The sequence below is a fragment of the Janthinobacterium sp. PAMC25594 genome (assembly GCF_019443505.1).
Taxonomy (GTDB): domain Bacteria; phylum Pseudomonadota; class Gammaproteobacteria; order Burkholderiales; family Burkholderiaceae_D; genus Janthinobacterium.
In genome coordinates this window covers 4,537,890-4,551,236 of the sequence record NZ_CP080377.1, presented here as the reverse complement: position 1 = coordinate 4,551,236, position 13,347 = coordinate 4,537,890, and the positions used below count along the sequence as shown (strand labels likewise).

17 protein-coding genes are annotated in these 13,347 nt (G+C 44.2%); 7 read left to right on the top strand and 10 right to left on the bottom strand.

Features of this window, described 5'->3' with window-relative positions:
- Positions 1–82 precede the first annotated feature (82 nt).
- Positions 83–586 (bottom strand): hypothetical protein, encoded by a 504-nt coding sequence (locus tag KY494_RS20365; protein ID WP_219888027.1) that lies wholly within the window; start codon positions 584–586, stop codon positions 83–85.
- A 203-nt stretch (positions 587–789) separates the two neighbouring features.
- Here KY494_RS20365 and KY494_RS20360 point away from each other — a divergent pair, with 203 nt between their 5' ends.
- Positions 790–1,785 (top strand): IS481 family transposase, encoded by a 996-nt coding sequence (locus tag KY494_RS20360; protein ID WP_219887543.1) that lies wholly within the window; start codon positions 790–792, stop codon positions 1,783–1,785.
- On the opposite strand, the gene KY494_RS20355 is transcribed toward KY494_RS20360, so the two are convergent.
- Positions 1,748–2,218, bottom strand: coding sequence for a hypothetical protein (locus tag KY494_RS20355; protein ID WP_219888026.1), 471 nt, complete (start codon positions 2,216–2,218; stop codon positions 1,748–1,750). The genes KY494_RS20360 and KY494_RS20355 overlap by 38 nt on opposite strands.
- A 10-nt stretch (positions 2,219–2,228) precedes the next feature.
- Positions 2,229–3,224 carry a DGQHR domain-containing protein gene (locus tag KY494_RS20350; RefSeq protein WP_219888025.1) on the bottom strand — a complete coding sequence of 332 codons (996 nt, stop codon included), beginning with the start codon at positions 3,222–3,224 and terminating at the stop codon, positions 2,229–2,231.
- A 506-nt stretch (positions 3,225–3,730) separates the two neighbouring features.
- Here KY494_RS20350 and KY494_RS20345 point away from each other — a divergent pair.
- Positions 3,731–4,018: an H-NS family nucleoid-associated regulatory protein gene (locus tag KY494_RS20345; protein WP_219888024.1), complete on the top strand. Its 288-nt coding sequence runs from the start codon at positions 3,731–3,733 to the stop codon at positions 4,016–4,018.
- A 161-nt stretch (positions 4,019–4,179) separates the two neighbouring features.
- Here KY494_RS20345 and KY494_RS20340 read toward each other — a convergent pair whose 3' ends face one another.
- The 4 genes from KY494_RS20340 to KY494_RS20325 form a co-directional block, all read right to left on the bottom strand.
- A complete protein-coding gene (locus KY494_RS20340; protein ID WP_219888023.1) occupies positions 4,180–4,935 on the bottom strand; it encodes a hypothetical protein in 756 nt (251 codons plus the stop codon).
- A gap of 417 nt (positions 4,936–5,352) precedes the next feature.
- Positions 5,353–5,646, bottom strand: coding sequence for a hypothetical protein (locus KY494_RS20335; protein WP_219888022.1), 294 nt, complete (start codon positions 5,644–5,646; stop codon positions 5,353–5,355).
- Positions 5,647–5,757: 111 nt separating this feature from the next.
- Positions 5,758–5,991: a hypothetical protein gene (locus tag KY494_RS20330; RefSeq protein ID WP_219888021.1), complete on the bottom strand. Its 234-nt coding sequence runs from the start codon at positions 5,989–5,991 to the stop codon at positions 5,758–5,760.
- Positions 5,992–6,101: 110 nt separating this feature from the next.
- The gene (locus KY494_RS20325; protein ID WP_219888020.1) at positions 6,102–6,542 is read right to left on the bottom strand and encodes a hypothetical protein; all 441 of its coding nucleotides are present in this window, start codon (positions 6,540–6,542) and stop codon (positions 6,102–6,104) included.
- A gap of 150 nt (positions 6,543–6,692) precedes the next feature.
- Here KY494_RS20325 and KY494_RS20320 point away from each other — a divergent pair, with 150 nt between their 5' ends.
- Together KY494_RS20320 and KY494_RS20315 are read left to right on the top strand one after the other, a co-directional pair.
- The gene (locus KY494_RS20320; RefSeq protein ID WP_219888019.1) at positions 6,693–7,037 is read left to right on the top strand and encodes a hypothetical protein; all 345 of its coding nucleotides are present in this window, start codon (positions 6,693–6,695) and stop codon (positions 7,035–7,037) included.
- A 443-nt stretch (positions 7,038–7,480) separates the two neighbouring features.
- On the top strand, positions 7,481–7,771 hold the full coding sequence (locus tag KY494_RS20315; RefSeq protein WP_152615119.1) for a hypothetical protein: 291 nt from the start codon (positions 7,481–7,483) through the stop codon (positions 7,769–7,771).
- A gap of 111 nt (positions 7,772–7,882) precedes the next feature.
- On the opposite strand, the gene KY494_RS29840 is transcribed toward KY494_RS20315, so the two are convergent.
- The 3 genes from KY494_RS29840 to KY494_RS20300 all read right to left on the bottom strand — a co-directional run bounded on the left by KY494_RS29840 (position 7,883) and on the right by KY494_RS20300 (position 10,869).
- Positions 7,883–8,278 carry a hypothetical protein gene (locus KY494_RS29840; protein WP_258194349.1) on the bottom strand — a complete coding sequence of 132 codons (396 nt, stop codon included), beginning with the start codon at positions 8,276–8,278 and terminating at the stop codon, positions 7,883–7,885.
- 229 nt (positions 8,279–8,507) lie between these two features.
- A complete protein-coding gene (locus KY494_RS20305) occupies positions 8,508–9,647 on the bottom strand; it encodes a site-specific integrase (protein WP_219888018.1) in 1,140 nt (379 codons plus the stop codon).
- A 448-nt stretch (positions 9,648–10,095) separates the two neighbouring features.
- Positions 10,096–10,869: a hypothetical protein gene (locus KY494_RS20300; protein WP_219888017.1), complete on the bottom strand. Its 774-nt coding sequence runs from the start codon at positions 10,867–10,869 to the stop codon at positions 10,096–10,098.
- A gap of 154 nt (positions 10,870–11,023) precedes the next feature.
- Here KY494_RS20300 and KY494_RS20295 point away from each other — a divergent pair, with 154 nt between their 5' ends.
- From KY494_RS20295 to KY494_RS20285, 3 genes are all read left to right on the top strand, one after another.
- Entirely contained in the window at positions 11,024–11,728 is a 705-nt protein-coding gene (locus KY494_RS20295) for a hypothetical protein (protein ID WP_219888016.1), read from the top strand.
- Between the two features lie 101 nt (positions 11,729–11,829).
- A complete protein-coding gene (locus KY494_RS20290) occupies positions 11,830–12,525 on the top strand; it encodes a hypothetical protein (protein WP_219888015.1) in 696 nt (231 codons plus the stop codon).
- 167 nt (positions 12,526–12,692) lie between these two features.
- A complete protein-coding gene (locus tag KY494_RS20285) occupies positions 12,693–13,301 on the top strand; it encodes a hypothetical protein (protein ID WP_219888014.1) in 609 nt (202 codons plus the stop codon).
- The last annotated feature ends 46 nt before the right edge of the window (positions 13,302–13,347 follow it).

Genomic DNA, 13,347 nt, shown 5'->3' with positions numbered 1-13,347 from the left:
CCACAAAAAAATTAAAACAACCGATAAAATAATTTATTTAAAAACCATAAAACAAAAAATATTTACTATCAATATAGAAAATTTACAGTGGCAATGGTTTCAGCATACTATCTTTAACCAACATTAATCTATTATATTTAACACGCATTCTTCTGGCAGAACAATCTAAATCCCGTATTGCACAGATATTCAACAATGCGTTCTCAGTAAAATTCTCAACAATTATACTTTGAGCAATAAGTAAACTTACTGCCTCATTTGGAAAATCCAAAATATCTCGCACACCACGCAATGAGGTTTTAGCGGCCTCACCTTCGGAAATTACTTCATCCAAGGTCATATATGCAGGCCTAGATGCTTTAGATCTAATTTTAAGAAAATTGTGGTTAAGGACAGAACGATAGCTATAACCGGGTCTATAATTAATGGCATTTCGTAATCTACTCGGCCAAATTAAAGGATCATCAAAAGTAAATCCATTGAAAAGACGTAATGCGCGCAGCGCTAACTCCTCTTCTGAAGTTGCCTTTCTGGAAGCAGATAGATTTTTCACCCATCTTTCAGTGGAAGAAATCTCATTATTCAAAGTTATCCAAGCTGTCTCATGGAAATGGCTAGTGGGAGCCTTCTTAAACTCTACCACCGTGACACCTGTTAACGGATCAGTCGATGCAACCGCCCTAAATGTTTAGAATTGGGTGATCATATTCCTATTCGCAGCTTGCCCTACTTCAAAGCCAGGCGCCTGTTGAGTACACTGTTGATTCCTGTCACCTCACCGCCAGCGCCATGACCCAAGCCCTTCACAGCCGAGCCCGCACCACCCACCTGATCCGGGAAGAAATCCGCAACTCGACACTGCCCCAACGGGAGCTTGCCGAGCGCTATAACGTGAGCCGCCTGACGATCCGTAAATGGCAGAACCGCGACAGCGCCGAGGACCGTTCGCACCGGCCCCACACCATGCATACGACGCTGACGCCAGCGCAGGAACTGGTCGTCATCGCGCTACGCACCACCTTGCTTTTGCCCACCGACGACTTGCTGGCGGTGGCGCGTGAGTTCGTCAACCCGGCGCTTTCGCGTGGCGCCCTGGGCCGCTGCTTGCGGCGCCATGGTGTCTCCAGTTTGCTTAAAATGGCCGCACTCGAAGACGACAAACCGGTTACCAAAAAGTCGTTCAAGGACTACGAGCCGGGCTTTTTACATATGGATATCAAGTACTTACCGCAGATGCTCGATGAAACCGAACGCCGTTACCTGTTCGTCGCCATTGACCGCGCCACACGCTGGGTCTTCATGGAAATCTATGCCAACCAGTCCGACAGCAGCAGTACCGACTTCCTGCTCAAACTGAAAAATGCTTGCCCGATCACCATCGTCAAACTACTCACTGACAACGGCAGCCAGTTCACCGACCGTTTTACCAGCAAGAAAAAAGACCCTGTCAGCGGCGACCGTATCCCGAGCGGCAAGCATGTCTTTGACGTGCTGTGCAAGCAATTGGTGATCGAACATCGATTGATTCCGCCGCGTCACCCGCAAACCAACGGCATGGTCGAACGCTTCAATGGCCGTATCAGCGAGGTCGTCAACCAGACTCGTTTCGGCTCCCGGGCCGAACTGGAATCGACGCTGCGCAATTACCTGAAAATCTACAACCACAACATTCCCCAGCGCGCCTTGGATAACGCAACACCGATTCAGGCGATGAAGAAATGGCAGGAGAAAAAGCCGGAATTATTCGTTAAACGCGTATATAACCAGGCCGGTCTTGACACCTAAAGGCACCACCACCCGGCAGACCTACTACAGTTCCACAAAACTCTTTAATTGCATCCTTGTCCAAATATAACACTGCATTATTGGAGACTCTAGACCATGCCATTGCAATAAATAGAGAAAAATAATAAAGCGAAACAAATGTCCAACTAGGACTTGGCTCCGTCGTTAAACTATTATCCAATACGTGGGCTCGATGCTCACTTGCGTGATTTAGTAGATGCTGTGCATCTGCAAAAATAACAGCAGCATATTCTCTAGAGTTCACTACCAATTTAAATGACTTACTCGTAGCACTATGAAAGGAATAAGCTCCATTCATTCTCCAATTGTTTAAGTTCTTGTCTCTGAATGGTTCCAGTTCGGTAAATTCAGGAATTGCATCAAGTAACTTTTCAGACAAATATCTAACTACCGGTCCAGGATTTTTTGCCATTGGGCGCCCTTTACAACATATTAGGGGCAATACTAATTGAGCCAGCAAGAGCGCTTCTCACTGCTTTTTTTACCTGCCCCACTGATCGAAGTGTGGAATCTCCATAAGAATATTTTGCGATTGGGCTGATAACTTTCTGAATGCTTTCTGTCTTCGCGTTCTTGTAACTCAACAAGCTTTGACGAACAGCCTGCTCAAAAACATCAAAAATTGCCTCAAGGAATGCACTCCGTGTAAGTAATTTTTGGTCATCTAAAACATTTTCGAATGCCTTGATATAATTTATAAGCAAAGTGAGCTTTTTTTTCTTATCAAGGCCTTGCAAGACGGAAGAATCTAAAGCTTGACCAACCGCTCTATTAAAAGTGACCCGAGAAACTTTTCCAACTACAGATTTCGATGGACTTAATAATCCGCTAAAATTCAAATTTGGCGTCTTTTTAACTCCATCAAATAATTCTCTAAGTGTGGTGTCACGCTCTCCTTCAATTTGAGCGAGTTGTTTAATATCAAGCAACAATGCTGCTGGAACACCAACTTGCTTAGTATTAATATCAATAAAAAGACGAGTCTCCTCAGTACGGCTTAGGTTTTCATAAATAGAAAGAGGAACACGATGGTCTTTCTTAAATCTTTCCAGGCAAATTTGATATCCCCACAACCTATGCTGGCCATCCAGCACTAAAAAAGATTTATCTAACCGCTCAAAAGATATGGCTTTATTTCTGGCATTATATTTTAACTTTGCATCTTCTTGCGCAGATAAAACTATATTTGTTGGAATTGAGCCAACTCCTTGATCTAAGTATTTAGCTATATCGTCCGCTCGTGGCTTACTTAATTGCCGCTGAAACCCCTGCAAGTTATCATCATCACGAGTTGATACAAAACAATATTTAAATATATCTGCAACTGGTATAGAAGTTAAATAAAATCTGTGATTATTTTGCGAAATAAGCAAACATGGATAACTTATAGCTGTATCTTTCTTTTTTGCAGTTGCCATAGCAAACACCTTAAAATATAATGGTAAATTTAAAATTAAGTTAAATATGCGAAAATTGAATTATATAAAAATCCATGAATCATTCAGAGCATAAAAATAAGTTTATCTTGGCTTAACTCAATAAGATAAGAATAAATTAACTCTTCATTAAAAATGGCCTCACACTCGCTCGAACTGGCTGCTACGACTTCCTTGACCTATTCCTGTCAAACGTCCTGCCTTCAGTTTCTTAGCTAGCTATAATGCCTAACAATAGTACGCTCCAGTCTACATAAATTACCAACATATGTCGACAATTTTTTATGAATTGAAAATTCACAATAAAGAAATTTTTAATAAATTATTTTTACTTACATTTTTAAGAAAATAAATATATTTTTTATTATTAAATTCATTATTTTAGCTACTTATGTCGCTGATCGCCATAGAAAAAATTCATTAGATTTGGATCATATTACAAAAATCGCGTAAAGTATCATCTGCAACCACACTACAAAGGAAAATACATGACCACGTATCAGGAGTACACCGCGAAGATCGCAGAATTGCAACAGCTCGCGGAAGCAGCACGTAAGAACGAACTCGCAGGTGCAAAAGCACAAATCGCCGGCATCATGAAGGAATATGGTCTGAGCATCGACGACCTCAAGGAGACCAAAACGAAGGCGGTCAAGGCTCACAGCCCAGTCGCAGTGAAGTATCGCGATGATGCTACTGGCGAGACCTGGACAGGTCGTGGTCGTCCGCCAAGATGGCTGGAAGGTAAGGATAAGGATCAGTACTTGATCAAGTAATTACGCACGTTCACAAGAATCGTTAGATGCTGCGGCAAAAGATGCCGTAGTATCCTAACCCTTTATTCAACGGCTACTTACCTAATAGAAAAGCATCTGGCGAGTAGCATACCCTGCTTCTAGCAAACATATAAAGTAGCTAGCGCCATCATATATCTAAATTAGCAACATATATATTTGATCGGATTCTGACTACCGTTTGTAAAAAAGTGTGCAACTGATTTACCAACAAAATATTGATACTCAGCCGCATCCAGCTCTCCTATCATTTGCTTTCGATTGTTATGGCTGACCGTCTCCCAGTCAGACGGTACAAATACGCCGCGCACAATACCACGTGCCACAGCGAGTACACATGCAGCCTCCTTGGCTCGCCGAACGCTTAAGACCAAATTACCCTTAACGGCATTAAAAATATCAGAACGATTAATGGAAATCGGACTATCATTGTTCAGCTCTAGCAGGTCGCTCCACTTACGCTCAATCTTAATAATTAGTAATGGAAGTTCCTCAAGATTATCCAGCTTTGGTGCACTCAATGCCGACTTTAAGTCGCGAGCGTCAATAATACCCTCAGCCACTCCATGACCTGATATTTCATTTTTCAATGTTCCAGGTTCGATATGATTGATCATATCGATAAGAGAGGCTTCAACTTTGATTGCTTCCTCATGTGACATGCCGTAGCGAACAATTTTATGAATCACCTCTTTGCCAGCCTTAAGTATCTGCAAGATAACTTCCTGTTTGGCTGACATAAATTCATCTGATTCAAGTCGTGTCAACTGACCACGAGCGTGTGCGAAAACCCGATTTCCAACACCCTTACCGACGTAAAACGGCTGATTCGGTTTGTTTGGATCGAACAACGCATATACATAATGTCCGAGAATTGGCCAGGCATCCTGATGAAACATAAAAACTCCTAAATCAAATATAGTGCGAATGGTGTTTTGATTTTTTACGCCGACCATAGTTGAATATACTATTCTTTATACGACTGAATTTTAACAGTACTGTTTTCAGTACCCTACAAAAATAGGTGTGGGCGGCAGATAGGCGAACATAGCCATCAAAATTTGATGCCTATAAAAGTGCCTACTATTAGAGCAAATTTGAGGCACCATATTTTATTTGTTAGGGTGCTTGACTAACTATTATGTCAGGATAATCTTGATCTTGACCTTGCTAGAAATCGATTTTAAGACGCCTAGAAACGATTTCATTTCGATTCGGCGCGTCGATGCATCTCTATCTCACTCCACGCCTTAGAAACGTTTCTAGTCGTTCTAAAGCCGTGGTCTGTGATAGCTCTCTAAATGTCTACGATCAGTTCACGCGAGGCGAATCGACTTACATAAGCGCCCGCTGTCCGGGCAGATATCATTCGTTGCAGTGAACTTTCCTGTCTTAAGCAGTGCATCGATCACATAATTGTCAGCAAGCTTGGTATCCTGCTTTTTCGGGAAACGCTTACGCAACCATACGTCGAACGAATTTTTCTTGGGATGATTTCCCAATGTCACGACACGTTGGCCCTGCACCATATAGGTCCTCTTTGACGCTTTGATGGTGTCAATCAGTTCTTGCTCATCAAATGCCATGCCAGTGTAGTTCAGTTCAATCATAGAATTCGTCCGCTTGTCGTGTTGGCATGAAAATAAAAGTGCCAACGATGATAGCAGAACGGTGGACAGCTGGGGCTGCTAGTGCAGCCCCAGCAATTCAACTATAAGACCTTATTTCTCAGACGTCTGCTGATCAAAAATCACACGGATGATGTTAGTGACCAGATCCACGTTGGATGGGGATAGCTTCGCGACCATATCGGCGATACGCTGAAGCGCATCATCATGCGGCACGATGCATGACGATTTCGGCTGGTGGGCCATATTGCTTAGCGTGGCAGCGTCTAACTTCGCAGGTTGTTGTGCAGGCACACTCTTGCTGGTGATGGTTTTTTTGTTCGTCATGCTGGGCTTTCGGTCATTGATGGTGCTGATACCGTCAATGCGAACGCCGAATACCTCAACGCAACCTGTTGCTAATCGATCTACAGGGCAAACAAATCAGATCATCCCCGCTACGAGCCATTTTCCTGGCTGGTGAGAACGCAGCGCACAATGCTTTCTACCAGGCGAATGTTCTTCGGCGATAGTTTCGCAAGAAGTTCAACGACCGGCACGATGGCAGCTTGATTCTTGCCGACCACCACAACGCCCACTTCACTTTCCGCAGATTTGCTGCTGGCCTTCGCAGCTCGGCGCTTGCCTGTTCCAAAACGCAGCCACTCAGCTGACACCTCTAGCCATTCCGCCAGACTCATCAACTTCGCCTGGGTAGGTATTGCATCGGCCAGGAGCCACTTGCGCACCGTTTGCGCAGCAATCTTGTTCTCGGGGTAAAGCTCACTAAATTGCCTGGCAATCTCTGTGGGACTGGAGATAGGTAAGCCAGCACGGGTGAACTCTTTTTTCAGCCGTTCGCTGAACTCTAAGCGAAGGTTTTCGTTGGTGTTTTGCATGTGGTAGTACGCTACCGACTACTATAGTAACTATGTAGAAATATTGACGTTGTGCAATAACGCATAGTTACTATAAAATGATCTCATCGGCATCGCTGCCGTCCAATTCCAGCAATTCAATGCCTATCTTCACGGCGGAAGTGAGACCACATGAATCAGAATAATCAGGGAATGACAGTGCTGCCGGAGCATGTCCGGGCGAACTTAGCCAAGTACAGTGAGCATGAGCAATTGACGTGCTTGGAATGCGGCTATGTAGGAATGATGGGCGTAGCGCAGAAAACAGATCGTGTCTCATCAAAAAAATCTTTGACTTACCTCGTTATTGCTCTCGCCATCTTGGTATTTGTCGACATCGTTCTGTCAATGAAGGGTGCATCAATTCTGCCGTGGTGGCTGCACGCAATCGTCGGCCTCGGCGTCGCTATCTTCACGACAGGTTCAGTGAAGACGTATGAATGCCCTAACTGCACCGCAGCGCTAGCGAAAAAGTAAATCCGACTCGTACCCGCCTTGTCAGCCAGGCTATTGATGAGCATTGCGCATACAGGCGACGACCTGCCATCTTGACCAAAAAGGATACCTGCACATGCGCGTCAGATTTGCGTTAGTCGCTTTTTCACTGACGATGTCCACCAGCGCGGCCCAGCAGTCGCGTCTTCGATTCGTAGAAGTAATCGAAGTAAGTCCTCAGTACGTAGAGGTTCCCTGTGATCGCTGTGGCCCACTGCCTGATTTGCGATTTACAGGAACCAAGTTTAAGTATCGCTGCGATGGTGATCTATACGAAAACTGGTCAGCAGGACCTTTGCATATTGGCGCACGCATACAAGTACTCGATTGCTCAAACGTGGTCGTCACGAAAGATCGAAAACCCGTTATAGCTCGGTAGAAAAATCTACCAGAATTTTCGTATAAAAATTTGAAGGAACAAAAATATGAAATGTCCACATTGTCGCGGCGAAATTTCAATGATCGCTGAAATATGCCCACATTGCCGCTCAGACCTTAGTGCATACTTTGCAGAGCATGGCGCAGATATTTCTGAAATACAGCCTTTATTGACGTTTATGGTTAAGTGGGTTTTTCACACATTTATGTTATACATACCATTTTTAATACTTGTTGCAGTTACCATAGGAGATATGCCGGAGTTTTTATGGTGGTCAGCATTTTTTGTTTGCGTTGTCGTCGCTCTGATTTATCGAGAAAAACTGCCTATTTTCTGAAACGAATTTACAGAAATTAATGGCATTAGATACTGTATTATTTACAGTGAATTGTTTCATCCACAACAATGACGTTATCATTTTCTTTGCAATGATAACGTCATACCTGCATTAAAATCCTTCTGCCCAACGTTCCCAAAAGCCAGGCTCATCATGGTGAGCATTTTTCATGCAATAGCCCAGTGTGTAAAGTGTGAACCTCACCCCATCCCACCGCATCGTGCCATCTGCATCTTCCAGGTACGCTTCCAGCTCTAAGTAAGCCGGGTCCGCAACATCGTATGACAAGTCGATGTAAATCTGCCCTCGATACGATTCCATTCGCATCTCACTGGTGTAGCCTCCGCATTCCATGTATGCGATGCCTTTGTGCTCAAGCCACGCCAGGATCTTTTCACGCATGGGGTTTGCTGCGTAGTGACCTGAAAATCCGGAAAATTCTAAACCCAGCACATCACGTTGCTGGGCACGACCGATCTGGTCGATGTTCTGTAAAAATTGTGGCATAGGCCGCTCCTGCGTAAGTTGGTGAGGTATTTATCAGGAAAAACTGACGGGCAAAGTATCGTCACGGGGCAAAAAACGTTTTACCCCCGTGCAGTCACTGCCTGCTGATTCGCTGATAGATTGTGAAAAATAGATGATCGTGTTTGCGGGGTTCACACCTGCAAATATGCGGTGTATATGCGAAAAGGCAACGCGGCAGAAATTGAGGCTTCCTGCCGCGCAAACTCATCTAGCCTTGCAGCGCATTGATGATGCCCACGGCCTTCCTGCTGGCGTCGTTCGGCGCCAAGTGAGCATAGCGTTGTGTCATCTTTGGATCGCTGTGGCCAAGCAGAACAGATACTTCAAAGAGGCTGACGCCATTCTTGACCAGCTTGCTGGCGTAGGAGTGCCGCAGTGTATGCATCGTCACCTTCCCGCCCTTCTCCCTCACCACATCAGGATCGTTCATACCTGCGCGGTCCATTGCCTTCTTGATCGCCTGCGCCGCATAGCCGCGTGCTGTACCTAACTTGTTTTCAAAGAGGTAGCGTGCATCTGGCCGGCGATCTGCATGACGACGCTGTACCACCTCGCGCAGCCGATCCGTCATGTACAGCACATCTTCATTGTTGACCTTGCTACGGTAGATATTCAACGTTCCGGCTTCTAAATTAACAGCCGTCCACGGCAGGTTCGCAGCTTCGGAATATCGGCAGCCAGTATCAAGTTGCATGATCACAAGGTCGTAGTTATCTTGAATGTTGCGCTGCATCTCTGGCGTGCGCGCTTCCAGCGTTTTAACGCCGCTTCTCACCGTGTTCGGATCGAGTTCACGCAGCAATGCAGCTTCATCGTTGGAATCCAGATAGCGCAGGCGATACGAGGTTTTCAACTGCGGAAACACGACGTCACGATTGGTTTTGTATCCAAGCCGTTGCATCTCGTGCAGCGTCGAGCTGATCAACCCGATCTCATGCTTGATCGTCGCAGGCTTATCACCTTCGGCCTTCCGCTTGGCAACCAAGCGTTCGATGTGCTTGGTCTGGATCTCATGCAAAAACAGGGTTGCTGGAAGCCCGTAGCAAGGATTTTCTTTTTTCGTTTTCGGATCGCGTTTGCTGCCGAACATCTTGCGCGAGATCGATTCCATGCCTCGATAGTAAGAATACTGCTTGCGTGGCTCCAGGTACTTGCTCACGGCATCGCGCAGCGAGATTTCTTCAGCTTCACCAAGATAAACCTCACTATGGATTTTATTACGCATCTCACGCTCTACCTGCAACGCTTTGGTTTTATTCGCTGTGCCTGTACTACCTACGTATTTCTTATTCTTCGCTTGAAATGCGTAATACCAATTACTACTGTTTTCTCTTTTGTGCAATCCCAAAATACTCTCCGCTGAATTAATATAGACAACTACATCATCAGCTATTTATGCAAACAGCTCAACGGAGGTATTTCACCCTTATAGATTAAAAGAAATTTTTCTGCATAGGAGACATAGCACAGATAATATTTCAATAAACGCAACACACCGAAAAGCCTTGTATGGCGTTACAAACCACGACCTTATGCATGAACACCTACAGACCTTGTAATACGATGGCGAGGCTATAAAAGAATACCCCCCAAAACTTACCAGAATCGCCTGTAGCTAATTACAAAATTACATCACGGATTTTTGACATATTTTTTGTAACCCCAGAGACCGCTTCAAAATCATTTTTATGCAATTAAAACAACTTTCCGTCATAAAATATAGGCAGTATCGGCGGTCAACGGATACGTATATTGCCCTGTTCAATCCCTTTACCCCCGTTCCAATATCTTCTGCTTCACACGTCATCGGCTGGTTTTACTGGAAAAAATTGACCAGTGGAGCTCTTAATATATGCTTCAGCTTTTTTCAAATGCCGGCTAATAGTAGCAGTCATTACATTACGCGCATTTTCCCCAAACGACTGCGGCAAAGAAGGATCGGTGACGGCATTTTTTGCAATTGTCAGTTTTCCTTCCTTAAGTAAACGCTCACCAATTCTCCAAAGTGTCAACTTCGGCTCGGCCTTATGGAGGTCATAGACGTGAAGCATTTCCTTCAGTGCCTTCAGTTTCGGATAACCCACAATTCGATATTTTGCGCCACTTTCATAAGCCGGTCTCCCCGCCTTCTTTGTTGCAAATTTCGCGTCGACCATCATCGAAAACTGACGCTTGATATCTCGCTTCGATAGCACTTTGCTACCTATGCGAATCGGATTGACGACGACCATAACAGCACTCCAGTCAATTCCATCCAACTCGGATGCGCTCTGGATCTCGGTCAATTTATCTGGAACATGCGGCTCGCGAAACAGCATGTCTCCATGCATATAGAACCACTTATCGAAATCATCGGTGCGTACATCTCCCCAATCAAGATATAGGTCAGCGTGCTCACCTTCACCACCGCGCTCACAACACGCAAGGTAGTCGTCATTCCGCTTCAGGTACTGGAACCACCAATAGTAAGGGCTAGGCTCGGGGCAATCATCGTCCGGGTAGCCAAAAAGGTAAGGCGACTCTCCCTCGTTGAGTTCTCGATCAACATTATTGAACAATTTTCCTAACACTTTAATTATCTCCAATTTCAATGCTAGTGGTTATACCACAGAAACCACCTTATCGTAGAGGTCGTGGCAAGTACTGCTGCGAACACAAGGAGGTGCCCAGGATGCTCTGCAAACAGGTGCCCTGCAACTTGATAATTTAACCATAGAAAGATGTATGCAAAAAGAATATCCATTTAATCAACCGTCACTCATTGAACAATTACCATTGAAATCAAAATCAAAACGCAAAATAATGCCGACGAATGTTCCACACTACCTCATCCTTGACAATCAAGACACGTTGAAAGTGTTACCTATCCCCGCATACAAGTACATTACTGGTGATAAGCGCACGCAAGACGATCTCGTCAGCATCGCTACAAAATTTCGTTATGCAGTAAAAAATGCGCTTGAAAATGGACTGGGCCAAAAATTTATTAAATTTTCTGGAGTTATGCGCATCGATTTTAAGAAAGTAACTAATCCGAATATCAGCATGATTACTTTCATTAAGGACTTGCGCGTAATTTTCATTCCCGACTGGATCAGTGATGATATTAACGATGACAATGACCCGTTCCAGCCTTATAAAAATGGTCTGATTGTGATCGATCAATATGGCGACTCTGTAGAAACAAAAGGTGGAATCGCATATGTGGATGAACCGTTCGCTACCTGCTTGAAAAATATCGCAGATATGATCTATGAAATTACCTTGACCATCTGCGATCAGTATAAACAGTGGATTAAATCAGAACATAAAATTTCCAATGTTAACGAGATTCTGTCAACTGACCAAATGTATCAAACGCTGGAATATCTGCTGCTGCAAGTTACAAAAATTGCACCTCGCATTAAACAATTGATCGAGGACGAATAAATCGTCGCTCAACGTAACCTTATTAATCTGTAAAACTACTCCACGCCCTGCTAAGGGGTGAGGTTCTTAGCATCGCAAAAACACCAAAGAAAGATACAAAAATGAACGCCGAACAGATCCAAGCTGAAGCAACTAACCTGACACAGCACGCCATGAACATTACCTTGCCAGACACTAATAGCACCACAGCGGTGCACAGCAGCGCAACGCCACCAACTGCACGCGCACCAGAAATGTCTGGCCCTATCAGTAAGCAGACACTGCGTTACCAGCTCGCCAGCAAATTCACTTCGGCACGCTGCGAAATCGAATCGCAGGTAAGTGCAGTAGTCAATGCGAAGTGCGGTCAGCGCTACAAAGGCACATTCGAGGTCCGCTTTGACAGCCCGAATGAGGTGACGCAAAAAACGCTCAGTGCCTTTTGCGGCGCTGGAACTGTGTTTTTCACGCCTGATGACCTCGACCAGCACCCGACGCTTAAGAAGGTTCGCAAGGCAGAAGATGGCATCAACTTGTCAGCTCTCATGACCCGTGCGAAGCGCCCAGCCAGCATCGATGACAAATCGTGGCAAGAGCTGGAAGACATGTGGAATGACGTGTCGAAAACGCTCTATAGCCAGGGCCTGGCACCGATGCACATTCTCATCGCCGGGGTGTTGGCCGCGAACGGCATGGGTGGACCGAAGATCAACAAAAAGCTCGGCGGTAGCATTAATGTCAGTATCGACAACAAAATCGAAGTTATGTGCAAAGTTCTCGATGAACTGAACGAATTGCTCGTACAACAACAAGCCTAAGAGGAATTGCATCGATATTGGTAAAAATGAGCCAGAATATTTGTACTCTGATTCGTGCAAAGTCACGAAAACGATGGACTTACTTTATAGGTGTACAGCCATTATCGATGCAATAAATTAAAACGGCATCGCTTGTAGAAGCAATGCCGTCCCAAAAAATATAAATCATGAAAAAAAATATTACTCATTCCAATAAATTGAATATCTGCAAAGAGTACTTGAAAAATTCCATAGAGAATTTTCTGTCTTCTGTAATTAATACCATATTCGCAGATTCCCTATCTGCTGAATTTGTTGTGAAAATTGACATTTTCGAGTTAAGTCACCATGGCATCAGCAATGCTGCATCACACTCAACGTTGCTTATGTATCCCATGGTTACTGAAAAATATAGCCTGCCGCTACACTATATTAAGTATGGTGGTGGTATTTGTATGGCAAGTGTACGCCATGCAAGTATCTTGAAGTTGAATAAAAACAACAAACGTTTCGATGACGTAAACTTGGCTGGTTTCGATACTGACATCTTAATACTAATGTTTGAAGTACTCGAAGAAGATGGGGCCAAAGTAATAAACGAAAAAATATGTCACATCCAAGAATTTTTACTCACTAAGACCGAGAAAAAAAGACTTCCGGGGTATATTGATGCCAATTATTCAAATGATGGCTTGCTACTAAAATACATGTTAAAAATAATTGAAGTTATTGATCCTGAAGTATTTTTTTCAAAACATTTTCAAAGCGTTAAATCGTGGATACTTAACGAAGAATGATTTTCAAAAATCACTACAATTAATTATCCAGATATTCATAGGTAAT

What these genes read in the sequence shown, in the direction of transcription:
- KY494_RS20350 (WP_219888025.1), bottom strand. Translation starts at nt 3,224, where the DNA reads ATGGCAACTGCAAAAAAGAAAGATACAGCTATAAGTTATCCATGTTTG.
- KY494_RS20335 (WP_219888022.1), bottom strand. Translation starts at nt 5,646, where the DNA reads ATGATTGAACTGAACTACACTGGCATGGCATTTGATGAGCAAGAACTG.
- KY494_RS20360 (WP_219887543.1), top strand. Translation starts at nt 790, where the DNA reads ATGACCCAAGCCCTTCACAGCCGAGCCCGCACCACCCACCTGATCCGG.
- KY494_RS20295 (WP_219888016.1), top strand. Translation starts at nt 11,024, where the DNA reads ATGCAAAAAGAATATCCATTTAATCAACCGTCACTCATTGAACAATTA.
- KY494_RS20315 (WP_152615119.1), top strand. Translation starts at nt 7,481, where the DNA reads ATGAAATGTCCACATTGTCGCGGCGAAATTTCAATGATCGCTGAAATA.
- KY494_RS20320 (WP_219888019.1), top strand. Translation starts at nt 6,693, where the DNA reads ATGAATCAGAATAATCAGGGAATGACAGTGCTGCCGGAGCATGTCCGG.
- KY494_RS20355 (WP_219888026.1), bottom strand. Translation starts at nt 2,218, where the DNA reads ATGGCAAAAAATCCTGGACCGGTAGTTAGATATTTGTCTGAAAAGTTA.
- KY494_RS29840 (WP_258194349.1), bottom strand. Translation starts at nt 8,278, where the DNA reads ATGCCACAATTTTTACAGAACATCGACCAGATCGGTCGTGCCCAGCAA.
- KY494_RS20290 (WP_219888015.1), top strand. Translation starts at nt 11,830, where the DNA reads ATGAACGCCGAACAGATCCAAGCTGAAGCAACTAACCTGACACAGCAC.
- KY494_RS20285 (WP_219888014.1), top strand. Translation starts at nt 12,693, where the DNA reads ATGAAAAAAAATATTACTCATTCCAATAAATTGAATATCTGCAAAGAG.
- KY494_RS20325 (WP_219888020.1), bottom strand. Translation starts at nt 6,542, where the DNA reads ATGCAAAACACCAACGAAAACCTTCGCTTAGAGTTCAGCGAACGGCTG.
- KY494_RS20345 (WP_219888024.1), top strand. Translation starts at nt 3,731, where the DNA reads ATGACCACGTATCAGGAGTACACCGCGAAGATCGCAGAATTGCAACAG.
- KY494_RS20340 (WP_219888023.1), bottom strand. Translation starts at nt 4,935, where the DNA reads ATGTTTCATCAGGATGCCTGGCCAATTCTCGGACATTATGTATATGCG.
- KY494_RS20330 (WP_219888021.1), bottom strand. Translation starts at nt 5,991, where the DNA reads ATGACGAACAAAAAAACCATCACCAGCAAGAGTGTGCCTGCACAACAA.